Here is a 25,119-nt window from a genome sequence, read left to right on the forward strand (position 1 = left end):
AGTAGCTATTCCTTTTATTTCATACCAATAATTTCAAGATGCATCTTCAAATTGACTATTATATAAATCTGCATAGAATCCTTTTTCGGCAATCAATTCTTCGTGGTTACCACTTTCAATAACATCTCCGTCTTTCATCACTAAAATCAAATCAGCATTTTTAATGGTGGAAAGTCTATGTGCAATAACAAATGCTGTTTTCCCCTTCATTAACTTATCCATTGCTTCTTGAATAAGTGCTTCTGTTCGCGTATCAACGGAACTAGTCGCCTCATCTAAAATCAGCAACGGTGCTTTTTTTACCATTGCTCTTGCAATAGTAATAAGCTGCTTTTGTCCGACAGATAAACTTGATTTATCGTCCAATACTGTATCGTAACCTTTCGGCAACGTTCTAATAAAATGATGTAGACCTACTGCCTTACAAGCGGTAACAACTTCTTCATCAGTAACATCATCTTTGTTATACATGATGTTTTCTTTAACAGTACCTTCAAATAGCCACGTATCTTGTAGCACCATACAAAATAACTCATGAACATTTTCCCGAGTAATGGACTGAATTGGTACTCCGCCAATCTTAATTTCCCCGCTATCTACTTCATAGAACCGCATCAGAAGATTAACAAGCGTTGTTTTCCCAGCCCCAGTAGGTCCAACAATTGCAACTTTTTGCCCCGCTTTTATATAAGAAGAAAAGTCTTTAATAATAAGCTTCTCTTTCGTATACCCAAACTTAACGTTTTTAAATTCCACATTCCCTTGGACATCTTTCGCATCTAACGTAACGGTCTTATTACTTTCATCTTCAAGTTCCTCTTCTTGTAAAAAGGCAAATACTCGTTCACTAGCGGCCGCAGTTGACTGCAAACTTGTAGCTACCTGCGCAAACTGAGACAATGGCTGAGTAAATAAGCGAATATACACCATAAATGAAACAATAACACCAAATGTAATCGAACCATTCATTGTGAGTGCCGCACCTACTACACACACAACAACATAACCTAAATTCCCAATAAAGTTCATAAGAGGCATCATCATACCAGACATAAACTGTGATCTCCAAGCACTATCAAAAAGACGTTCATTGATTTCATTAAATGTTTGCTTCGCTTCTCTATCACCGTTATAAACCTTCACTACATCATGCCCAGAATAAATTTCTTCAATATGACCGTTCATCTTACCAAGATCTTCTTGCTGGCGTACAAAGTACTTACGCGACTTAGAGATGATGAAAATCATTAAGGCAAATCCAATGGCAGTTGCTACAACAGCAGAAAGTGTCATCGTCACATTAATAGAAAACATCATAATCAATGACCCAAAGAACATAACTGCCGCTGTCACTAACGAACCAATACTTTGGTTTAACGTTTGTCCAATCATATCTACATCATTCGTTACACGACTTAACACGTCTCCATACGTTGTAGAATCAAAATATTTCAGTGGTAATCTGTCAATTTTGTTCGAAATATCAGTGCGTAATCTTTTAGAAATTCGTTGAGTAATAGTAGCCATAATAAACGACTGAATGTATGTGAAAATAAAACTTAATCCATACAAAATAGCAAGAAACATCGCAATGTTCCCGATAGCTGTAATATCCATTACACCCATCATGCCTGCCATGATCAAATCTGTTATCTCACTAAGCTTATTAGGACCAATGATGGTAAAAGTTGTTCCGATAACCGCCAATATAAGTGCAAAAATAATTGCTGGCAAATACGATTTACAATAAGAAATCAACTTTCCCCATGGCTTTTTAAAGTCCTTTGGCTTTTCTCCTGGAGCTGCCATTCCACCTGCCATTGCAGTATTTTTCCGAGGGCTCTCGCTCTTACTCATTTTCCAGCTCCTCCTTCGATAATTGTGAATAAGCAATTTCCTGATACGTCTTACACGTTTTCAATAATTCACTATGTTTTCCCATACCAACAATCTTACCTTCATCAAGAACAAGAATCTTATCTGCATCTTTAATCGTTCCAATTCGCTGAGCCACAATTAACGTTGTTGCACCTTTTGTTTCTTGTTTCAACGTAGAACGAAGTTGACGATCTGTTTTATAATCGAGGGCTGAGAATGAATCATCGAAAATAAAGATTTCTGGATTTCTATTCACTGCTCTTGCAATAGAAAGACGTTGTTTTTGTCCTCCCGAAAGATTGGTACCGCCTTGAGCGATAACGGAATCATACCCATCATCCATTTTCTCTACAAATTCTTTTCCCTGGGCAATCTCCACCGCTTTTTTGATCCCCTCATCTGTCGACTGGGCTTCTCCATTGTCACCGTAGGTAACATTTGATTTCACCGTACCCGAAAACAAGACAGCTTTTTGCGAAACATAACCAAGCTTATTATGAAGAACTTCTTGGGAATATTCTTTCACATTCATTCCATCAACTAATACTTCTCCCTCCGTCGCATCGTAAAATCTTGGGATTAAATTAATTAGCGTACTTTTACCACTACCAGTAGAACCGATTAAGGCAACTGTTTCTCCTTTATGTGCTGTAAAGCTAATATTTTCTAACACATAATCCTCCGCATTTGGATATTTAAAGCTAACATTACGCAACTCAATTTCACCCTCAATCCCCTTAGGTAACGATTGCATTTCTCCATCAATAATTGTCCGTGGTGTATCAAGTACTTCATTAACACGTGCTGCCGATACTGATGCTCTCGGTAACAAAATAAATGTCATCGCTAACAACATAAATGCCATCACTACTTGCATTGCATAAGATGTAAATACGACCATATCGCTGAATAAACCGATTCTATCCATTCCTCCAGCATTCATAATTAAATGAGCCCCAATCCAGTAAATAGAAAGAGTTAAACCTGACATAATAAGACTCATCCCTGGATAAAGAATGGCCATAAGACGGTTTACTAAAAGGTTTGTATTTGTTAAATCCGTATTTACTTTTTCAAACTTTTCTTCTTGATATTTTTGTGCGTTATAAGCATGAACGACACGAATACCAATTAAACTTTCTCTTGTTACTTGATTAAGTCTATCTGTCAGCTTTTGAACAATTTGAAACTTCGGTAACACAAAGATGATTAGGCTACCTATCATAATAAGCAACACAATAACAGCTACACCTGTTGCCGCGGACCATTGCCAGCTCTTCCCTGAAATTTTGAAGATAGCCCACACGGCAAGAATAGGCGCCTTAATAATAACTTGAAGACTCATCGCAACAGTCTGCTGTATTTGTGTTATATCATTGGTAGAACGAGTAATAAGACTCGCAATAGAAAAACCATTAATTTCTTCCATCGAAAAAGATAATGTTTTGTTAAATACACCTTTTCGCAATTCCTTTGAAAGAGATGTTGCTACCATTGCTGCAAAATAACCAACAATAAATGACAAGATCATACTGCCAAGAGCACATAGCAGCATCTTTCCTCCCGTTGCCCATACTTCACTCGTTGTACTACCTGTTGTTTGTACGAGCATTGTAATTTCAGACATAAAATCGGGTAATTTTAAATCTAACCAAACTTGTCCTACAATGAATACAATACTGATGACAATAAACGCCCATTCCCTTGCTTGTAAGTATTTAAATATTTTCAACATATTTGCATTCCTCCTGAAGACAGCACACTTACCGTTAGTCTGCTAACTACATGAGAAAAAAATGCGTCAATCTAGCTGTCAATATTTTTCCAATATATACTATTTGAATTTGAATGGGAGTAAGACTTAAGAAGAGATCATACCAAGACTTTTAGAATTTTATACACTCATGGTTCTACCGACAAAATGATATTTTTTCTAGTATGTATAAGAGTGCCACCACATGCCCATTAACCTAAAAATCTAGAAATACCCCGAAACAAAAAAATGACTTTTTTGTTTCGGGGGTGCTATAAAACTTCAGCTTGATGGCGATGTAGCAATATTCAATAGCATTGCAAACTTTTGATTACACAGACAAGAACAGCAATCTTATATAAATTTTATATTAATAATGAAGATACTGCTAATTACCATTCAGTGAGTTAAATAATTGCACATCTCTTACCATGTTCAACCTATCAGATATTTCAAAAAAAAAAAAAAAAAGAAAGCATTTCTGCTCTCTTAACATTACTCCTTATATTCAAACGCTTCAGTGTTCTTGTCTAATCCAGTTTGAGCAGAACCTTTAGCAGTATTAGCTACTTTATAATTACTCAGTTTTCCTCCATCATCTATCTTAATAAATAGAGAATCATGAGCGGTATACTCTGAATTCTTTGCTTTAAAGTCCTTAATAAAAGATTTTAATGAATCCTCGTCTGTTACTCCTTCTACTTTAACATTAACATACATAATACCACTATCATCTAACTTCTCATTAGTAACTTCATATTTACCTGACCAATCTTTTGATTCACAGCCTACTAAAGTGAATGCTAATAATCCTACTATTAAAAATCCTAGTGCTTTTTTCAACAGACTTAACCTCCTAATGCTATTAAACTTTAAATCCCCCTCTATAATACTCTATTTCCCCAATAAAGTTAAATAATAATATATATGGATAATATAAACAATGATATTTACGTATTTATCAAATTTTTTTAGTTTAAGTGAAAATGTAAATATTCAACATAGCACTTAAAACTATAAGAAGAAGTATACTAGCAACAATCCCTATTTTTGCTTTGTATGATATACAAAGACTCTACCCAAACAGATAGAACTTTTACATACTATGCTTAATTTTTATTGGATAGTTTACGAGAATGTTAAGTAAGTAGTAATGTATTTGATTTTGTGTATTATTTTTTAAAAGCATACTATCATAAACTTGTCCCACCTTTTCGTTCACAACCCCATTTCCTTTGCTTTCCTACCTGCTTCAGCAAGTGCTTGCATACCTTCCCTAAAGCGCTTAGATTGCGCTAATTTGTATTGCAATTGTTCCATGTGCTCTTTTGACTTTTCTATATTGTTTCGTGGCTTAAGTTCGATTGAGTAGGAATTTAAAGTTTGTTTTTTTCCAGTCATCCTCTTTTAACCTCCCTTATTCCATCAAATCAGATACATTACATAATATGCTTGTACCTTCTTTGCGTTTGTAAAGTTCTTCTAAAGTTTCAAGCTGGATGCGTAGTAAATACCGCGCATGAAACTTCTACTCTGGCACCATTTCTTGAAATACTATGTCATGGAATAACAAAGGAAAACCTTTTCATTGTAGAGAATATATATGTATACACTTTCAGATAAAAGGAGAAATATCATGAACAAATTTGTAAATGATCAGTTTTCTGAAACGAGAAATAATCTGTTAAAGGAGATTTCTTGGTTGAGTGATGACCAATTTAATAGCAAGCCAGATATAGATACGTGGAGTATAGCACAAGTTTGTCATCACTTAGTTCTACTAGAGGAAACAGCTATCAAAGTAATTTCATTTGGATTAAAAGGGATTGATAATATCCAAAAAGAACGTCGAGAAATTCACTCTATATTATTAGATAGAACGAAAAAATTTATAGCACCAGAGATTATTGAACCAAGCTTAGAACCATTTGAAGTTCAGCAAATGATTAACTTGTTAGAAGCTTCAAGAAGAAAATTGATGACGTTTCTTAATGGAATAGAAGACGTATCTATATTGGAGGAGAAATCGGTCAAACACCCCGCATTAGGCGAATTACTTCTCGATCAATGGATAGAACTAATATATCTGCATGAACAGCGCCATATAGAACAAATAAAGGAAATACAATCACTTGTGAAAGTTAAATAGGATCATAGAAGCTCTGTCCATATGGATGGAGCTTTTTTGTTTCGCTAACGTTTACTACGTAATGAGATAGATATTGAGCGAAGTAAACTAGCTGGAGGTCGCCGAGGAGCATAACGCAAAAAGACCGCCTTTGAACGGACGGTTTATTAGTTGCTTATATTTCGTGTAGCGTATTACGTATGCCCGCCTACACCATTATTGTTCAGTGTTATTTCAATACCCCGATCTGTATTATGATTATTTTGTACTAACTCTTCGTTATCCTTGTGTTGACTCTCGATTACAACTACTAATCCCGATAACATTAAAATACTTGCTAGAAGTACTTTCCCTAACTTCGACATTGTTCACACCTCTTGTTTAGTTTTTTAGATTCCTTAGAACCTTCCTCTCTATTGTACATACATTTTTTTCATAATTAAGTAATGTAAGTTAATTGTAACCTTATTGAGATATTTTTCTATATAAAATGAAACATGAGTAATCCCATTGTCAAACATATAATTACTCCTTTTCATTTTATACCTATTCAACAAAGCCATTAGAAAACATGTTAACGAAACTCCACTATTTCAAGATTCGTTAACATGTAAGTGGGAGCGTTCACCAATCTCTCTACGCAACAATTCCTTGTATTGCGATAATGAACTCATAAAGGAAATATCCAGCAAAGCCTATTAATATAAATCCAGCAATTATCGATACCCATTTAATCATTGCACGATTCATTACTTTTCTTGTTAATGCAACAATTGATAGTAGACCAACATCATGAGCGAGAATACCTGCTAATATACCAGCCCCAACGATTAAAAAATCTACCGGTTGTTTATCATAAGAGTTAGAAAGCACAGATCCAAAAACAGAAATCCAGAACACGAGATTTCCTGGTGACATAGCTACTAGTAAACCGTTACGATAAGAACTGAAAATGGATTTATTTGGGATATTGCCATCTAATATAATATCTTGATCTGAATTTTTGATAGAATCATAACCTAGAAATGCTAAGAAGCATGCGCCGATAAGCCACATTGGAATTTGAACATAAGGTAGAGAAAGTATAGAAGCTAACCCCATGTATAATGCAATAATTAATAGGAAATCTATTGTCATTCCACCTAACCCTACAGCCCAACCATGAAAAAATCCTTTCTTTAAACCTTGCTTTGTCATTTCAATAGTCATTGCCCCAACAGGCATCGCAATGGCAAGACCTGCTAAAAAATACGTGAAAAATAAGCTCAAAAACAACACTTCTTTCAAAATTGATACCTTCATACGTCCGTTTGTATTTATATTAACATAAAAGCCTAACATAATTGTACATAATTATTCGAATATATAGTTTTTTATTCATCCTTCCTATGAAATTAATAATGATATTTTTAAAGAATACTAGTCCATCCTAGGTTTTTTTAAGATTTTTTGCTGTGGGATAATAGATGGTTAATCTTTCTTTATACGAACTGTTCCATTATTCCTCTTATATAAAATGTCTTTTTTCCGAATATAATTAAATCGTATGATTCCGAAATATTCTTTCTATTTTGTATAATAAATAGAAGATTGTTTAAAAAGGATGGAACATGAAGGCCTATTATAGTGGAAGAACTAATATGCAACTAATCGACAAAGCACGAGAAATGGCAGCAATTTATCAACAGAACCCTAAGGTAGAATCCGTTATTCTTGCTGGTTCTGTCTCGCGTAACTTACAAGATGAACATTCTGATATTGAATTGCACATTTTATGGTCGGCTCCGCCTGAGGATAAAGACCGTAACTATCCAATTAATCTTGTTGATGGAGAAATATTGTCTTATCATCCATTTGAAGAGGAAGAATGGTCAGAAGCTTACATAACGAAGGATGATATTAAGCTGGAAATTAGTAACTTTCTTACTTCAACAGTAAAACGATTTGTCTCAGATGTTGTAAAGCAATTCGAGACAGACTATGACAAACAATGTATTGTTGCTTCTGTTCATGATGGATTAAGTTTGTATGGGGAGGAAACCATAATTGGTTTAAAGAAAGAAATCGCTACCTACCCTCTCCAACTTTCCAAGCAAATGATCTCAGACAATCTACGGTTCGGTAATCGCTGGAATAACCGTGAGGCACTTCTGAATCGGCAAGATTGGCTCATGCTATATGATGTACTATGTGACGTGCAAAAGAAAGTCTTTGGTGTACTGTTCGGATTAAACAAAATGTATGTCCACCATCCTACGTTCAAATGGATGGCATACAATATAGACAACATGGCGATTAAACCGGACAACCTTTCTGAGCGGATGAGTGCTATATTAATAGACAAGCCAGAAAATAGTGTAAACGAGTTAGAAATATTAATTAGAGAAGTAATTGAATTAGTCGAAACTCATCTCCCTGAATTAAATATTTCGGAGCAAAAGGAAGCTATTCATTATACTAAATAACAACAAAGGAGGAGGTTTTACGACCCCCTCCTCTATTATTTTATGCTACCCAACAGCTCATCCATCGTAAATAAAGAATGCAGCTGTAGATCATGTTCTAATAGATTCTTCTTATCTTCTGGAGATCGATCAATGACACATAGTACGCTATCAATAATTGCTCCGTGCTCTCGTAAATCATTTGTACTCAAAATAATTTGCCCGCCTGTTGTTACGACATCTTCTACAACACACACTTTCTTCCCAGCAATCTCTACACCTTCTGCTAACTTACATGTTCCATACTCTTTCGCTTTCTTACGTACAAATACTACTGGGATGCCTGTCTGTAGTGATAATGCTGTTGCAACAGGGATACCTCCCATTTCTAATCCAGCTAAAACTTCCGTATCTGCTGGAATTTTCTCTTTCAATCGGTTTACAATCTCAAATAATAATGATGGATTCGACTCGAACAAATATTTATCAAAGTATTGATTCGATACTTGTCCAGAACGAAGTGTAAATGTTCCTGTTAAATGCGCTGTGTCAGATACTTTTCTTGCTAACGTTTCGTGATTCATACTAAACCTCCCCTCGGCAAAATCTCCTTGATTATACCATCGACAGAAAATTCCATACAATTATCCTGTCCCAATTTTCATAACGAAAAATCGACATACTCCTCTTGATTCCCTATCCAATTGTCAAATAGTTCACTAATTTCCCGATTTAAACATTGTGAAACCCTCAACTATAATGGTAGAATATACAAGTAACCTTTAGTATCTGATATTAATAAATTCACTTTTCATTATATAATCGATACAGACAAACATCAGAGACACCTGGCTATAAAAAGGGGGAGCTACAATGACAGACGTAAGAGAAAAAAACGAAATAATGGTAGAATATGAAGGACGATTGGCAACAGTCACAATCAACCGTCGTAAAATTTTGAACTCACTTGATGAGAACACAATTAAGTTATTAACAACGAAACTTAAAGAAGTAGCAACAAGCACATGTGATGTCGTTATTATCCGGGGAGAAGGTCGTGCCTTCTCTATTGGTGGCGATATAAAAGGAATGTTAATGAATGAAGATAAAACGATTTTGCCTCGTGTGATGGATGCCGCAAAAGAATTATCTCTTTGCTTATATACGCTACCAAAAATCGTGATAAGTGCAATAAATGGGGCTTGTGTAGGAGCAGGGCTAAGTATTGCGCTTGCTGCTGATTACGTCTATGCAAATTCGAAAGCACCACTAGCAATGAATTTCATTGGACTTGGCTTAATTCCTGATGTTGGTGGACATTTCTTCGTACAAAATCGAATTGGCGAAGTGAAAGCAAAGCAACTTATTTGGGAAGGACAAAAATTAACGGCAGAAGAAGCATTAAATATCGGCTTAATAGATGGTATTCTTTCTGATGACTTCCAAGAAAGTATTAAAGAAAAAGCAAAGGATATCTTGCAAAAACCTACACTGGCAATGATTGAAACGAAAAAACTTTTCACAGCTCTAAATAAAGAAAAATTACTACAAGTACTAAAGTTAGAAACAATTGGACAATTAACGATGCGTAATACGAAAGACCACCAAGAAGGACTAAGCGCATTCTCTGAAAGAAGAACTCCACAGTTTTTAGGAGAGTAAATGAGCGTGAAATAGAGTACTCAGGCTTTCCAAAAGTACCTTTCCTACTCACTAGGATATATCTGCTCACTTCTCTCTAATAAAGAGCCTGTTAGGAATCTTTCTTCTTCCTAACAGGCTCTTACAAAACTATTTCTCAACCAAGTCCCCAACTTCAAGTAACTTCTGAACAATTTGATCTTCATAATTACGACGAGCAAACTTCAATTCTTCTGTCTTTGATAAGATCCCCTCAGCCTTACCAATCGTTCCACCTTGAATCTTCCAAAAGTAATTATGGTCTTGATCTACTTTACTAAAATCGCGTTGCACCCATCTCTCAGCAATCTCTAATAACGCTACTTTATTTTTAAAATCACTCGCTTTAATCGCATCCCTTACTTTTGTTGCATTCTCAACAGACATAGGAATGGCTCCCCACTTTTGATCGGCCTTTACCTTTTGATGAGTCATTTTATGCATCATATCAATGACAGCACTCTCCGTCATATCTGTTTTTTCGAGTTGTTGTTTCACCTCAGCCTCTTCGACCTTTGTTTCTGTTGCGACTTCATTAGATGTCTTGTCAGTCCTACCATCCATCGCATATTTTACTCCGTATGCAACTCCGGCTGTTAAAATACAAGCACCCAATATCCCTAAAATCCAATACAACCCTTTTTTCTTCATCTATATCCCCTACCTACCTTTTTATCTAAAATATATTATACCAAATATACGATTTATCGTGCTTCTTTTGTTTATCTAAAGACGACTAGTAATATACTGATTCTTGATCTCTCTAAAAAGTTTATCAACTTATTACTTAGTGCTAAGATTAAGTATGTAAAACAACATAGACTTCTACACACAGCTAACATCCAATGCTTTCATGAAGGGAGCATGTATAATGATTTATGTCATTCGGTACGGATAAACCGATGTTAATAAAGAAGGTAGATTACAAGGACGAAATGGATTACCCCTTAACGAAGAAGGTATTAAACAAGCAGAGGCATTGCGCGAGAAATTGAAGAAGGTTACATTCCATTATGCCTTCTCTTCTCCACAAGAAAGAGCCGTTCAAACTGCCGAAATTGCAACTAGTATCACTCCTACTATCGATGTGAGATTAGATGTCTTTAATTTAGGAACAGCTGACGATCTGAAAAAAGAAGAAGTTGCATTATACGGTGCAATCCCTAACCCATCTATCTATGATGGTGTAGAGGATATAAACGATTATGCAAAACGAATATTCCACTTTATGCAAGAACTACAACATACATATGAAGACCAAAAGGTGAATATTTTGCTCTCGGGACATCGTTGTACAACAGGCTGTATCGATGCTTACTTCAATGGTATCCCAGAAGATAAAAATATCATTCGTTATTCATCCAATAATGGCGATTACAAAACATATCAATTTCATTCTTCCGTAACGTAACAAGGCGAATCGCATATATTGGATTCGCCTTGTTCTAATATAGAAGTAAAATAATATACTAACTTCGGTATTTCACACGCCATATTCGGTACTAAATTCTGCAACGAATCTTCTAGAATCATTTATCTAGATTCATCTTGTATAGTTTGGTTTTATACGAAAATCCTCTTTTCTGTAAATGTATTTTAATGATTTAACTAAGTTTCATATATGACTAGCACTATATATTATATTTGGATATATGTTTTGTATAACATAACTAGGAAAATAGTATTCTTTCCAAAAATCCTACTTTAAATATAAGAAATTGATTTTCTTCTTCCCACTTCACTTACTTGCTACTACTTTCGGTAAGATTTCTTTTACAAATATCATAAAAAGAACAAAACTAATTCCTGCTACTACAGCACATATAAAGAACAACACTTGATACCCCATGAATTGTGATACAAAGCCTAGTAAGATAGAACCTAAGCCTATACCTAAATCAAAAGCAGTGAAGAATGTCGCATTTGCTACTCCTCTCTTCTCTGGTGGTGCTAATTGAATCGTTGCCGCTTGAAGCGCCGGTTGTGCTGATCCAAATCCAATTCCGTACAAAATAGCACTAATAACGAAGCCTATTAGACCGTTTGTTATTGTCAATACAACTAACGCAATGCTTACAATAGCAAGCGCAGGTACAATAATTTTCTTTTGGCCATATTTATCTGATATTCTTCCTGCTAGAGGACGAATAATTGTTAATGTTACAGCATACACAAGGAAGAACACACCTGCATTTACCTCAATACTTGTCGCAAATAAGGGAAGAAATGCCATAATCCCTCCATACGTAATTGATAAGAAAAACATCACGAGTGCAATAGGTAAAACTCTTTTTTCATAAAATGATACTGACTGATTACTTTGTTGCTTTACAGTTGGTAATTTAATACTATATCCACTGACTAGTGCACCGACTACTAATCCTGTACAAATAAGAAATAGCCAGTGAAATGAAAGTGATTCTACAAGCCAAATCCCTGCAATAGGTCCCACTGCCATTCCTAATGTCATCGCAAGTCCATACCATCCCATTCCTTCGCCGCGACGTGATTCTGGGATAACATCTGTTACAGCCGTGCTCGTTGCAGTTGTTGCCACTCCCCAACTCACACCATGGATTATCCGTATGATAATTAATCCAAAGATACTTGTAATCCAATCGTATGTGTACATTGTTATTGCAAATAATACTAATCCGCTTAACATAAAAACACGACGACCATATTTATCCACTAATCCACCAATAATTGGTCGAAGAATAACGGCTGATAAAGTAAAAATTCCAACAATAAGTCCTACTTGTGACTCACTTCCACCAAGTTCCATTACAAAAATCGGTAAAGTTGGCATTAGTAAATAAAAACTACTGAATAACAAAAATGATACTACTATTAACATTACATATTTCTTTGTCCATAAACGTTCCATATTTATTCCTCTTCCTGTTAATTTCATAGAGCCTTATATTAAATCTCTTCTTGCTCCCACACATTCGCGATACAATGTATTATCTTCTATAAAGGACGATACCCCGCTCTATTACTACTAGCCCTTCTTTCGCAATTCCTAATGAGTCCCTTCCATACCTCACAAAAATCCACGTAGTAATCTTTTTTTAAATGCCAATCTCCTTTAACATTTAAGTAAGGTACATTAGAGAATGATGGATTTCACCTATAAACTCCTCCTACCCTAAAATGTTAGTTACCACTAACTAACATTTTAGTTAAAAAAGAATGTTAACCCCTTTTATTCTGGAGTTAACCCTCTGACAAGAATATATACTGTACTCGCTACAAAATCCTCAAAAGGTAACTGCTTCACTAATCCACTAGAAATAATATCGGAAACAAACCTTCCAAAGCTTACATTCATCACTGCCCATGCCTGTGCTTCAGGATCTCCTTTTATAACCTTCCCTTTTTGTTGCATCGTTTTGAAATATTCAATATACATCTCTTTCAATTTAAGGGGATGGGCCGTTAACTTCTCATTCATTTCTGGAAGTGTATTCCGCTCCATTAAAGCAATAAGAAATACTTCCCTATTACGTGACATTAATTCAAGGTATGCCTTGCTTATCATTTGCAAATCATGCGCTAACTCCCACTTAATCTGCTCTTCAAATAATTTTGTTAAAGGCGATGAATAATAATATTTATTAACTGCTTCATCTAAAATATTTTTCTTTGTACCAAACGTTCGAAAGATTGTCATTTCACTAACAGATGCAGCTTTGGCAATTTCCTTCGTAGATACTGCTTTAAATCCTTTTTCGGACATCAAATTGATTGCTACAGATAAAATTTTATCCGCTGTACTGATTGAATGTTCTGTCATCAAATACCCCCTATTCCATTCACTCCCTAGCATGTTAGTGTACACTAACATCTTAAATATACATCTTTCCTTTTCTTTTGTCAAACAGAGAAGACAGTGTTAACCCTTATTCTGAATCAATATTCTATAGAGTACAACATCAACAAATCCCCTTCCAATAACAGGGGATATAAAACATACTTCTTTACAAAATGAATAACCCCTATGCATGTCAACACAAATACCCCGAATAATATAAGATTAATCCGGGGTATTTTACATTATTTTTTGACTTTATTTAAATAGAAATAAAATAGTACTCCGTCATTTGTATTGGTTACCCCGTACTCTGCATGATGTAATTCTAGAATTTTCTTCACAATTGGTAAACCTAATCCTGTTCCACCTGTTGCACGGTGCCTAGAAACATCCCCTCGGTAGAACTGATCCCATATCTTCTCCAGCATCTCTTCTTCTATATGAGCTCCCTTATTTTCAACGGTTACACAAACTCTACTTCCCTCATCGATTACCTTAACAATAATATGTTGTTTCTGTTCCGTATAACGTATTGCATTCGTCAGCAAATTTATCATAACTTGTTCTAATAAATTTTCTTTTCCGTATACAACTACGTCTTCAACATCCAATCGTACGTGTAACGATTTGTCTTCTATTTGGAACTGTAATGTTTCATATACCCGTTTAATGATAAGGTGCAACTGTACTTCTTCTAACGAAATAGTGTACGTACCTGATTCGTATTTAGCCAAATTCAACATTTCATTCACTAATACGTTCATTTTTTCAATTTCATCTTCAATAGTCTTCCAATAATATTCATTTCTTTCAGGTGCAATCCCCTCTTGCAACATGGAAACAGAAATTTGTAGTACACTAAGCGGTGTCTTTAATTCATGTGATACACCTGCAATGAAATCTTTCCTTGTTTTCTCTAACTTTTGCTCTTTCTCGATATCTTCTTTTAATTTATCAATGTATGCTTCTATTCGCGTTGATAACTCGTTAATGTTGGCTGATAATTCACCAATTTCATTCTTGGACGTTACTGGTATCTTTTCTTGAAAATCAAAGTTAATAATCTTTTTCGTCACGTCATTTATTCTCAACAACGGTTTCGTAATAATCTTTGAGTAATACATACACATGATAATAGTCAGCAAGAATACTCCAGCGACAATATAACCATAATAATCCTTCATCAAATCTGTTACTTTCGTCAATGGCTGGATAGAAGTAAGTGTATAAATAAATTCTTTTGCTTCACCATTTTCTATAACAGGCTTCACCGATTCAATATATTGGATTCCATTGATAGATATTTCGCGTTGTTGCCAATCGTTATCTTGCTGAAACTCTATATTTCCTGTCAACCATTCTGTCTGAAAGTTTATAATTTGATTTGCTAATCCTAGATTACCGTATAACGTTCTATCAAGATTGTCGTTTTCATATTGCGGAAAATGAATATCCGTAACTTGTACTTGGTGACCCTGTACATAAAAATGATGACCTACCTGACTAGGGTACGCAATTACTCCGTTTATCTGAATTGCTTTCTTTATCTCATCTTCATTAGATGTCGCAAAGCGAAGATTAGAATCTTTTAGCCATACCGACAGAGGAGTTACAATACTTGTATCGTCTTTTCTCGTTACCCCTTCAAACTGGGCATTATTTGCAACTTCATTCTTGAAACTCTCAATAATTACTTGGAAATCCCCACTCTTATCTTCCTTCGCATTTACAATATTATTAAATACTATTTTTGATGTCTTCTTTGACTTTTCGTCAACAGCTAACAGGTAATAATCACCTGTCGGAAGTTCCTTTATATTTCCTAGTGAATCCAATCGTGTAATCATTATGCCTTGATTATTAAAATAAGAGCTCTCAATTTGTTGAAGTAACTGTCCATTCTCTATATTCCCTTTATATGTTTCATAATACTTGCCTAAATTATATTGAATATTTTCCTTTTCCTTATCTATATACAAATATTGGACAATGAAATATTGTCCAATAAAAATAAACGCAATAAGAAAGCTACATAGTGCTAATGTTAAAAAGAAAAACTGATAGACAATCTTCCGCTTCATGCTGTATGTACCTCAAATTTATATCCTACTCGAATAATAGTTGCAATATGTTTCGCCTTTTCACCAAGCTTATGGCGCAAATTACGAATATGCGTATTTAGAGCCTTATCATCTCCAATATATTCATATCCCCAAATAGCAACCATTAATGTTTCACGCGTAAGTACTTGCTCCTTATGTTCCATTAAAGAGCGTAGTAATTCAAACTCTGTCCATGTTAATGGTACTTGTTCACCTTCTACTGTTACGATACGTGCTGATTTGTCCAAGTGAATCCCACATAACTTAATATCATTTGCTCCTACTTCTAACTTCTCTACCGCTTTCAATAATCTTTTTGCTCGAGCAAGCAAAATAGACGGCTTAAACGGCTTCGTTACGTAATCATCCGCTCCTAAGTCGAAACCAAGCAACGTATCTTCTTCGTCACTTCTTGCCGTTAACAAAATAACTGGTGTTGTAGATTGCTTCCTGATACGCCGACAAACAGACCACCCATCCACTTTCGGAAGCATAATGTCTAATATAACTAGATCAACTTGGTTTGTCGCAAATAATTCTAACCCTTCTTCTCCGTCCTTGGCAGTTAGTACTTCATATCCATTATGAATAAAGTAAAAGGCTACACTTTCACGTATAACCTTTTCATCTTCAATAATTAAAATTGTTTTCATCTTGATCGCTTCCAATCCTTAACGATTTACGGAAGAATTGTCATTGCTTGTCTTCCCATTTGAATCCAGGCTGTTTCAAAATTACGTCTATCCATCTTTCTATTCTTATCTTTCTTTAACGGATCGTTGATATATACGTAATTTTCATCATATCCAGTCACAACAACGCTATGTTGTTGATACGTTACTTTCATCTTACCTTGATTAGTATTCCACGTTTTATACTGATTATCAGGCAATTCTTTAAATAACGCATTTGTTAAAACCCATACAGGAGATCCCATATCAATTGTTTCATATAGTTGCTCAACTTGTTTGCCACTTAAATTCACAATTTTAGACTCATCAACATATCGCTTTGCTACATCGAGGATTGGCTCAACAAACACACCTAATCCAGGCTCATTGAATGTACGCATATCTCCTACAAATCCTTCGTGCATGTTCCCCATTATACCATTTTGCTGGAACGGTTCATATTTTATTTTTTGTGCTAAATCCATTTTATCTACATAAATCCCTCTATACTGCAATACCATCGCAAGGCTTGTAACTTCACATCCACGCATTAATTCTGGCTTTTGTAGCACTAGGGGAACATCTAACGGATGCTTGACTTTTTCTTCAATAGGACTAGGACTAGAGCTAGCTGATTCTCCGACCGAACTAGGGTTAGGTCTAGATGTTTCTTCAACAGGATACTTATTAAATGCTTTCGCAATATATTTATCTACTCCGCCAAAATAGGATGCGCTAAATACAACTCCAGCTGAAAGTATAATTACAGCACCAATTCGTCTTCTCTTTATTTTTCTCATCTTCATGTCTCTTTTCATTTTCATCTCCCCTTTATCTAAGGAAAGTATAAAAAAGAGAAATATAGATGAAACCTGTGTAAAATATAATCTAACATAAGTTTATATAAAGATGAGGTAAAGATTTATTCTATAGTACTTACATATATCTTCCCTCTTCTACTTATATCAGAAATACTAAAATAGATTACAGGTCATCAGTCGTATAGTTTTACCTCTGCAATCCTTCTATTCTATAATAAAAAAAGTAACCAACATACAAAACTTCTATAAGTAACTATTTACTTGCTAGATTACATAAAGAGGTGTTCACATGATTTTACAAAAAGGCGAAGTTGTATTCCGCCAAGGAGAAGATGGACCGCTGTACCATGTAAAGAGTGGCTTATTGAAAGTGATTCGTCTACAAGAAGATGGTTCAGCCTTCTTGTTCAACATTATCGTGCCTGGTGAAACAATTCCGCATCATTCATTAATTTCGCCTAAAGATTATCACGGCACGGCCATTGCATTAACAACAGCTGAAATAGAAGTTATTCCTAGCGATACATGGTACAAACAATTAAAAGAAAATCCTGAGTCATATGCGGAAGTTGCCCTGCAATTGCAAACAAAGTTAAGAATGATGCAGCAACGTATCGATCAACTTACTACCGTTTCACCACGAGAACGTCTTATACTTTTACAAGAATGGTTTTCTACCTATCTAGGAGAAGTTCCAATCTATGAATTATTAACGCAAACAGAAATCGGGCAATTAATTGGAATTAGGCGTGAGACAGTCAATCGTTTGTTACGAGAACAATTGAAGAAGGAAAAATAAAGATGGTCCCTGCGTTGTGCAGGAACCATCTTTATTTAATAAGCTGAAGCATCAAATACTTGCTTTCCGTCTACACCGTAAATAACAGCTGTTTTTGCTTTAATTGTTTCACCTTCGTACTTAAAGTCATCCGCTGAGTAGTTAACAACTACTTTTAATTCTTCTCCGAATTCTGTACTTTGTACAAGACGGTCTTCTGTTAACGTTTTGAAACTTGTCATCGGCTGTTTGACTGCTTTTTCATGGAACGGTGACCATGTGCTTAAGTAGTTTACAAGCATGTCTTCATTCTCATTCCACATTTTTTCATCCACATGATATAACGGTGGGATATTGTGAAGAAGTTCTGTTAACATTCGGTTACCGACTTCATCTTTAATTTTCAAGCTCCCCCATTCCCAGTGGTGCGTTGTAATAACTGAGTCATTGTATACTAATTTATACAATGGAATAGAGTATGCTGGATCGATGTAAATATTTCGATACTCTGATTTAATAGGTACTTGTTTCCCGTATCTATCTGGTGTATTTCCAGATGGTGCCCAGTATCCACCTACATAATATTCACTATCTTTGTTTTTTCTCATATCTGCATCAGCCCATTTAATAACAGGTGTTTCAATACCATGTGCGAATGCAATTACGCTACTTGCAAAGTCATTACCACCTTCTGATCCTATTACCATTCCTCGTTCTTTTGCGATATAATCCATACGCTCTAAACGAGCTTGTAAATCTTCTTCTTGTGTTGTTGGATGATGTGGTGAATAATCATCATAAATTTCACCAGTTGCATCACAATCAATAAACCAAGAATTAAATAGAATGCCATTTTGAAGTATATTTCCCGTACGACTTTGTACACTTGGTAATGATAACGTTGGATTTAATTTTCTACCACGCCCTAAGAACCCATGTATATACTTACCTTCTTTATTGATAATAGTAGCTTCTTCATATAATGACTTATCTTCGAAGCTAGCTGTATTCCAATCTCTATTCCCTTTCTCATGAATAGAGTGATAAGAATCATAGGGACCAATTAAATAACCTTGGTCATTTGCTTGCTCTACCATTGCAGGATTCATTAAGCCATTTGCCCAATTAGATAGACCAACCCACGCTTTTGTAATTCCAGAATCGTACATATCTTCCATTACATCTGTTGTCGTTTTCTTTGCCCATGTATCAAGATCTGTAGTAGCATCTTTTAATTTTCCTTTCAGCAATCCTTTGTTACATTCATATAATTCTTGCTCACTTAAATTTCCTACACCTTTATCTAGTAACTTTTTTGTTTTACTATCTACATCAGGGAAAATATCTGGATTGTAGAACTGTTCTACTTTCAATACTTGATTAATTGACGTTGTAATAACCCTTTTTTGATATTTATCCACATAATCTTGATTCTTCACTTGTGCAATAATTGTTTCAAACTCGCCAGCACCATCTTCTGTGTGATTGGTTAACAATTTCTTCATCCATGTTACAAACTCCGCATCCATTTGTTCTCTTATCTTATTCCAATGAATATCGTCTTCTGTAATCATTTGATCAGCCCAGAAATAAATATGAGGCGCCCCGTATAACTTTTCAATATTCGGATTTGACTCTGCTTTCTGTTGAAGTGTTTTAAATTCGCCTTTTTCAATGATATAATTTTTATAAATTTGTGCAACATGTGTTGGATTATTTTCTGTCACATATAATCTAAAGCCATACTCTTTGTTCTCATTAATAGATGGAAACTCATGTTTCATACTAAATTGTATCTTATCATCTGTATTAAAATGAAGTGTATTATTAAATGCCTTATCAGCAATATACAAAATAGAATAATCGGATTTATTTAATGCAAAGAATGGCATTGAAAAGCTTTCTATTAATGCTAATTCTTCATCTTTCAAAAATTCTTTCCATGCTTTATCGTCACTCGGAATATATTTCCCTTCTCCAATTGGTAGCATATAGCTCTTGGCGCTCACTTTTGGCCATTCAAATTCACTCGCACCATTGGATGTGAAAGAAATATCCAAATAATGCTCTTTCTTTTCTACTTTAGCGCTCATCTTCTCGTCAGGATAATCCCATGAAACAAGGTTTTCAGATTGCTTTACATTACTTACCTTCTGCTTTGGCAAAGGCATTGACGCACTTTCTTTTACTCCGTCTTTTTCAACAATAATCTCACCTGTTTCTGGATTTACATCAAATGCGAAATCACCATAGTTAAAGTCTACTGGTATGTTCGTATATTCCTTTATCTTTGTGTCGTTCTTCACATAATATCCAATACTAGCTGTAGCAATCAGCGTGATAACAGTAGCTGGTATGATGAAATATTTTATTTTTTTATTCATTAACATTCCCTCCTGCTATCACTATAAAACTTCAATGTGACGCTAATGTTACAAAGGAGAAGTTTGATTTTTCAAAAATAAAATGTTACTACTAGCAAAGTAGTATTCAAATCATACAGAAAAGTTTATCTCCATTCTAACTGGACATAATGCTACTATAAAACATCGAATGGAGGATTTATAATGACACATAATCATTATACAAATCAAAACTTACCTCAACATACACACTCATACTGGACCGAGGCGCTTCACTTACCAAATTACCCTCGCTTAAATAAGGACATACAAGTTGATGTCGTTATCGTAGGTGGAGGCATTACAGGTATTACTTCTGCCTATCTTTTGGTAAATGAAGGCTTGAAAGTTGCTATTCTTGAAGCAGATACATTACTGAATGGAACAACAGGACATACGTCAGCTAAAATCACTGCGCAACATGATTTAATTTACGATGAACTCATTCAACATACCGGACAATCAATCGCACGGTTGTACTATGAGGCAAATGTAGATGCGTTAAAATTCATTGAAAAATTGGTTACCACATTACACATTGACTGCGATTTCGTAAACCAAGATGCTTACATATACGCTACAACAGAAGAATACGCACGTAAATTAGAAAAAGAAGCCCTAGCATATGAGAAGTTAGGTATTGAAGGTGAACTAGTAGATGAAATCCCTATCGATATAGCTATACATAATGCACTTGTAATGAGGAAGCAAGCACAATTCCATCCGCTTAAATATTTATCCCATCTTGTACAATTAATTACCGAGAAAGGTGGATATATTTTCGAAAATACGACAGCAGTGAATATACACACAGGAGAACAACCGATTGTTTTCACACGTGACGGAGCACAAATTACTGCAAATTACGTACTATCTTGCTCGCATTTCCCTTTTTATGAAGGAGCTGGCTTGTACTCTACACGAATGCACGCAGACAGCTCATATGTCATTGCAGCTAAAACAAACAAAGAATATCCAGGTGGAATGTATATTAGTGCAGATCAACCAAAGCGTTCTCTTCGCTCGGCTACCATTAACGGGGAGGAAATGGTCCTTATTTCTGGAGAAAGTCATAAAGTAGGACAAGGTGGTGATATACTTAGTCACTACAAAGCTCTCGAGGATTTCGGTCAACACGTTTTCGGGCTTGAAACAATTCCACACCGTTGGTCAGCCCAAGATTTAATTACAGTAGACAAAATTCCGTACATTGGAGAAATCACTCCTAGTCAAAAGAATATCTTAATCGCTACTGGCTACCGTAAATGGGGAATGACGAATGGCACTGTTGCTGCCTTGCTATTCCGAGATGCTGTATTGAGAAGACAAAACATCTACCGAGAAGTATATACCCCTTCACGCTTCCATATGAATCCGAGCTTGAAGAACTTCCTAGTAGAAAATGCAAACGTTGTGGGCCATTTAATTAAAGGGAAGCTAGAACATCCCAATAAGCTTCTGAGTGACCTCTCCCATAACGAAGGTGGTGTCGTTACTATCAATGGACATAGAAAAGGCGCTTATAGAGATACAGAAGGAAAGCTCTATGTTGTAGATACAACATGTACACACATAGGATGCGAAGTTGAATGGAACAACGGGGACTGTACGTGGGATTGCCCATGCCACGGCTCTCGATTTTCTTATACAGGAGAAGTAATTGAAGGTCCTGCTGAGAAACCACTTCAACAGTATGACTATACAATGCTAGATAACCTTCTCTCCGAAGACTCTGGTTATTAACTTGCATAATATAAAAACCCAGCCTTAAATCGGCTGGGTTGCTTTTTGAGGTGTTTACTTAAAACTTATTTGGAAACTGCTTAACAATCCCTGTTGTTAATGCATCGGCTATTTTCATAATATGGTCTACACCTTGGTCATACGCAATAATCTCCGCATACCAATCCTTTTTCAACCTTGTTACAACTTGATCTGTGACCATTCTCAGATGCATATATAACAAATCTTTTAACTCCTTCGTACTCCAATTTGGATTTGCTTTGCTGAGAAATACCGCAATATCATCCGCATTTCTGTACCATTCCTTATTATACTTTTCTAATTCACCTTGATTACCGCTTTTGGCCGCTTCAACAACTTTTCCTGCAAGGAGAATATGTTCTCTTAGTAGCTCAGCTAACTTATTACTTGCTGCTTCTCCGTAATAAGGTTTTATTGCATTTCCAATATCATCTTGATTTCTCAACAATCTTTCTACTACTTTATCTCGATCCGGCAAATCTGACAGAGCACTTACGATATAACTCCGTGTCCATGTCGTATGGTCGGTCCATAATCTCCGCATCGTATTCATTAATTGTATGGATGGCTTAGTAAAACAATGCGCTTGTGAATGATGCTTTCCTTTTGCCTCGATTGTTAAAGGGGAAACAACAAATAATAAAAATGCGAGTAATACCATTAATTTAGGGAGTTGTTTCTTCATACATACTTATCTCCTTTTCGTTAAAGTCACACACTTTACTACTATTTGATTACCTCGCACCTTTTATTCTATAAAGAAACATATTTATTGAATTTTCTAAATTCTATACTTAGTTATTCAACAGATACAACTTGTCCTTTTCATTCATATCATATAGTAAAAACATTTTTGAGGAGTGATTCACATGAAAGTAATAAGTAGCCCTGTGTCTACTAGCTCGACATCACCAAAAGATAATATAGTCCTAGTAATTCCTCCAAATATCAATGTCACAATTACTGCCCATACAGCAACATAAGAAAAGATTACAAAAAGCGACGAGTCTACTATGTGACACGTCGCTTACCGTTAACATACACCAGATATTTCTATCAATCCAGATGTTTCTTCTTTTAGGGATACTACCACATCCCCATCAAGCTAAGATTTATCACTATTCATCAAGTAAATAAAACGTTATCCTTTCTATAGAATTATAAGAAAGGATGGCGTTTTTTATGAATCTTTCGATTCTTGACGAACTTCAACCGATTGCTGAAGAATTACAACGACGCATGTCTCCTCATGTCCTCGAACATCTAGCTAAAGAAAAAGGATTCGTTCAGCGAAAGAGTAAATATCAAGCAAAGGAATTAGTAGCTTTATGTGTATGGCTTAGCCAACAGGTCGCAAGTACATCACTCACACAATTATGTAGCTATCTCGAAGCGTCTACAGGTGTTCTTATCATCCCTGAAGGGCTTAACCAACGATTTAATGCTTCCGCAGTACAGTTTCTCGAACAAGTTCTAGCTAATCTTTTAACTCAAAGAATTTATTCCGCAAAAGAAATAATTCATCAATATTCCACGACCTTTAAGCACATTCGGGTTCTAGATTCTACAACATTTCAGCTTCCAGATACGTTTTCTTCACATTACCAAGGTTCAGGTGGAAGTAGCCATACGGCAGGAGTCAAAATTCAATTAGAGTATGATCTATTGAGTGGGAAATTCCTGCACGTTTATGTAGGAGAAGGCAGAGAAAATGATAAAGCCTTTGGTTCCACAACCCTACAAACCATTCGATCAAAAGACTTGTATATAAGAGATTTAGGCTATTTCGATTTACATGACTTACAAGGTATCCATGATAAAGGGGCCTACCATATCTCACGTCTGAAATTAAATTCCCGAACCTATCGTAAGAATGAGAAGCCAGATTATTTTCAAAATGGGACTGTAAAGAAAGGAACACTCTAGATTCAGTTAGATATGGAAGAACTCATGAATCAACTGTCTCCTGGTCAAACAATGGAGATTTCAGAAGCATATATTGGACAGTATCAAAAATTACCAGCTCGTGTTATTATTCATCGATTAACAAAAGAGCAAACAGAGAAAAGACTAAAAGAACAAGCTAAAAAAGAAAAAAAGAAAGGTATTATCTACAAAGAACGAAGTAAACGGTTAAGTGGGATCAACGTGTATATTACAAATCTTTCTGCAGAAAATATTCCAACGGAACATATCCATGACTTGTATTCATTACGCTGGCAAATTGAAATTTTGTTCAAAACTTGGAAATCTTTCTTTCAAATTGACAAGTGCAAAGAAATCAAAAAAGAACGCTTAGAATGCCATTTATACGGGCAACTCATTAGCATTTTACTCTGTTCATCGACGATGTTCAAAATGCGTCAGTTACTCTTAGACAAAAAAAAGAAAGAGTTAAGTGAATACAAATCCATCTATATGATAAAGAATTATTATCTATTGTTTTATGAGGGAATACAGAATGGAACCGATGAATTATTAAAAGTTTTGCTTCGTTTGTTTCACCTTTTAGAGAAAAATGGGAGAAAATCTCACCGGTACGAAAAGAAAACCGTTTTCGATATCTTAGGTGTTGTGTATGATTATACGCTGTCAAAAAGCTACAAGGTTGCATAATATTTTTTTAAACACCTAATTGATAGGTTTATTTGTTATGCACATCTTTAATGGATTCGTAGAAATTTCACAGAAACACACTCACATATACTCCCTTGGTACTCTTAGCTTGATGGCGATGGGATACTACCAACAAAATGTTAAGTTCGTACGCTAAGAATTAATCTTTTACATAAAGAGAATGCCCAGATAGCTACCATAAACTTCAAAAGAAAATTTAACGCCCTAAAAGCTTAATAAGATACTCCCATCACTTTTTATGTTC

The 25,119-nt window shown here is 35.3% G+C and carries 20 protein-coding genes and 2 pseudogenes; 7 read left to right on the forward strand and 15 right to left on the reverse strand.

Going from position 1 to position 25,119, the window contains the following annotated elements; genetic code table 11:
- Nucleotides 1–33: 33 nt before the first annotated feature.
- The 4 genes from IEV41_RS06340 to IEV41_RS06355 form a co-directional block, all read right to left on the reverse strand.
- Nucleotides 34–1,857 (reverse strand): ABC transporter ATP-binding protein, encoded by a 1,824-nt coding sequence (locus tag IEV41_RS06340; protein ID WP_188387569.1) that lies wholly within the window; start codon nt 1,855–1,857, stop codon nt 34–36.
- The gene (locus IEV41_RS06345) at nt 1,850–3,613 is read right to left on the reverse strand and encodes an ABC transporter ATP-binding protein (RefSeq protein WP_188387570.1); all 1,764 of its coding nucleotides are present in this window, start codon (nt 3,611–3,613) and stop codon (nt 1,850–1,852) included. The genes IEV41_RS06340 and IEV41_RS06345 overlap by 8 nt, the downstream gene beginning before the upstream one ends.
- Nucleotides 3,614–4,126: 513 nt before the next feature.
- Complete coding sequence (locus tag IEV41_RS06350; RefSeq protein ID WP_188387571.1) at nt 4,127–4,474, reverse strand: hypothetical protein; 348 nt, start codon at nt 4,472–4,474, stop codon at nt 4,127–4,129.
- A 375-nt stretch (nt 4,475–4,849) separates the two neighbouring features.
- Nucleotides 4,850–5,032, reverse strand: a complete 183-nt coding sequence (locus tag IEV41_RS06355) for a hypothetical protein (protein ID WP_188387572.1) — start codon at nt 5,030–5,032, stop codon at nt 4,850–4,852.
- Between the two features lie 235 nt (nt 5,033–5,267).
- Here IEV41_RS06355 and IEV41_RS06360 point away from each other — a divergent pair, with 235 nt between their 5' ends.
- Nucleotides 5,268–5,780: a DinB family protein gene (locus IEV41_RS06360; protein WP_188387573.1), complete on the forward strand. Its 513-nt coding sequence runs from the start codon at nt 5,268–5,270 to the stop codon at nt 5,778–5,780.
- A gap of 173 nt (nt 5,781–5,953) precedes the next feature.
- Here the strand turns inward: IEV41_RS06360 and IEV41_RS06365 are convergent, their stop codons facing one another.
- Nucleotides 5,954–6,124 (reverse strand): hypothetical protein, encoded by a 171-nt coding sequence (locus tag IEV41_RS06365; protein WP_188387574.1) that lies wholly within the window; start codon nt 6,122–6,124, stop codon nt 5,954–5,956.
- A gap of 271 nt (nt 6,125–6,395) precedes the next feature.
- A complete protein-coding gene (locus tag IEV41_RS06370; RefSeq protein ID WP_188387575.1) occupies nt 6,396–7,028 on the reverse strand; it encodes a LysE family translocator in 633 nt (210 codons plus the stop codon).
- 371 nt (nt 7,029–7,399) lie between these two features.
- Between IEV41_RS06370 and IEV41_RS06375 the strand changes: the two genes are divergently transcribed.
- Nucleotides 7,400–8,224: a DUF4037 domain-containing protein gene (locus IEV41_RS06375; protein ID WP_188388702.1), complete on the forward strand. Its 825-nt coding sequence runs from the start codon at nt 7,400–7,402 to the stop codon at nt 8,222–8,224.
- 35 nt (nt 8,225–8,259) lie between these two features.
- Here IEV41_RS06375 and pyrE read toward each other — a convergent pair whose 3' ends face one another.
- Nucleotides 8,260–8,787, reverse strand: coding sequence for an orotate phosphoribosyltransferase (gene pyrE / locus IEV41_RS06380; RefSeq protein ID WP_188387576.1), 528 nt, complete (start codon nt 8,785–8,787; stop codon nt 8,260–8,262).
- A 289-nt stretch (nt 8,788–9,076) separates the two neighbouring features.
- Here pyrE and IEV41_RS06385 point away from each other — a divergent pair, with 289 nt between their 5' ends.
- Nucleotides 9,077–9,865, forward strand: a complete 789-nt coding sequence (locus IEV41_RS06385) for an enoyl-CoA hydratase (RefSeq protein WP_188387577.1) — start codon at nt 9,077–9,079, stop codon at nt 9,863–9,865.
- Between the two features lie 129 nt (nt 9,866–9,994).
- Here IEV41_RS06385 and IEV41_RS06390 read toward each other — a convergent pair whose 3' ends face one another.
- Complete coding sequence (locus IEV41_RS06390; protein ID WP_188387578.1) at nt 9,995–10,534, reverse strand: DUF6241 domain-containing protein; 540 nt, start codon at nt 10,532–10,534, stop codon at nt 9,995–9,997.
- Nucleotides 10,535–10,793: 259 nt separating this feature from the next.
- Between IEV41_RS06390 and IEV41_RS06395 the strand changes: the two are divergent.
- Nucleotides 10,794–11,294 (forward strand): annotated as a pseudogene (locus IEV41_RS06395) (histidine phosphatase family protein); the annotation flags it as partial.
- 327 nt (nt 11,295–11,621) lie between these two features.
- On the opposite strand, the gene IEV41_RS06400 reads toward IEV41_RS06395, so the two are convergent.
- The 5 genes from IEV41_RS06400 to IEV41_RS06420 form a co-directional block, all read right to left on the reverse strand.
- Nucleotides 11,622–12,770, reverse strand: a complete 1,149-nt coding sequence (locus tag IEV41_RS06400) for an MFS transporter (protein ID WP_188387579.1) — start codon at nt 12,768–12,770, stop codon at nt 11,622–11,624.
- Between the two features lie 321 nt (nt 12,771–13,091).
- The gene (locus IEV41_RS06405) at nt 13,092–13,682 is read right to left on the reverse strand and encodes a TetR/AcrR family transcriptional regulator (RefSeq protein ID WP_188387580.1); all 591 of its coding nucleotides are present in this window, start codon (nt 13,680–13,682) and stop codon (nt 13,092–13,094) included.
- Nucleotides 13,683–13,942: 260 nt separating this feature from the next.
- Nucleotides 13,943–15,781 carry a HAMP domain-containing sensor histidine kinase gene (locus IEV41_RS06410; RefSeq protein WP_188387581.1) on the reverse strand — a complete coding sequence of 613 codons (1,839 nt, stop codon included), beginning with the start codon at nt 15,779–15,781 and terminating at the stop codon, nt 13,943–13,945.
- The gene (locus IEV41_RS06415; RefSeq protein ID WP_188387582.1) at nt 15,778–16,455 is read right to left on the reverse strand and encodes a response regulator transcription factor; all 678 of its coding nucleotides are present in this window, start codon (nt 16,453–16,455) and stop codon (nt 15,778–15,780) included. Before IEV41_RS06415 ends, IEV41_RS06410 begins: the two co-directional genes overlap by 4 nt.
- Nucleotides 16,456–16,481: 26 nt before the next feature.
- Nucleotides 16,482–17,273 (reverse strand): C39 family peptidase, encoded by a 792-nt coding sequence (locus IEV41_RS06420; RefSeq protein ID WP_373284201.1) that lies wholly within the window; start codon nt 17,271–17,273, stop codon nt 16,482–16,484.
- A 310-nt stretch (nt 17,274–17,583) separates the two neighbouring features.
- On the opposite strand from IEV41_RS06420, the gene IEV41_RS06425 reads away from it, so the two are divergent.
- On the forward strand, nt 17,584–18,093 hold the full coding sequence (locus IEV41_RS06425) for a Crp/Fnr family transcriptional regulator (RefSeq protein WP_188387584.1): 510 nt from the start codon (nt 17,584–17,586) through the stop codon (nt 18,091–18,093).
- 35 nt (nt 18,094–18,128) lie between these two features.
- Here the strand turns inward: IEV41_RS06425 and IEV41_RS06430 are convergent, their stop codons facing one another.
- Nucleotides 18,129–20,456 (reverse strand): glycoside hydrolase, encoded by a 2,328-nt coding sequence (locus IEV41_RS06430; protein WP_188387585.1) that lies wholly within the window; start codon nt 20,454–20,456, stop codon nt 18,129–18,131.
- 183 nt (nt 20,457–20,639) lie between these two features.
- Here IEV41_RS06430 and IEV41_RS06435 point away from each other — a divergent pair, with 183 nt between their 5' ends.
- Nucleotides 20,640–22,217, forward strand: coding sequence for an FAD-dependent oxidoreductase (locus tag IEV41_RS06435; RefSeq protein WP_188387586.1), 1,578 nt, complete (start codon nt 20,640–20,642; stop codon nt 22,215–22,217).
- Nucleotides 22,218–22,275: 58 nt separating this feature from the next.
- Here the strand turns inward: IEV41_RS06435 and IEV41_RS06440 are convergent, their stop codons facing one another.
- Nucleotides 22,276–22,923, reverse strand: coding sequence for a glycosyltransferase (locus IEV41_RS06440; RefSeq protein ID WP_188387587.1), 648 nt, complete (start codon nt 22,921–22,923; stop codon nt 22,276–22,278).
- A gap of 497 nt (nt 22,924–23,420) precedes the next feature.
- Here IEV41_RS06440 and IEV41_RS06445 point away from each other — a divergent pair.
- A pseudogene (locus IEV41_RS06445) lies at nt 23,421–24,854 on the forward strand (IS4 family transposase).
- Nucleotides 24,855–25,119 lie beyond the last annotated feature (265 nt).

Source organism: Priestia taiwanensis, assembly GCF_014638355.1.
GTDB classification, from domain to species: Bacteria; Bacillota; Bacilli; order Bacillales; family Bacillaceae_G; genus Priestia_D; species Priestia_D taiwanensis.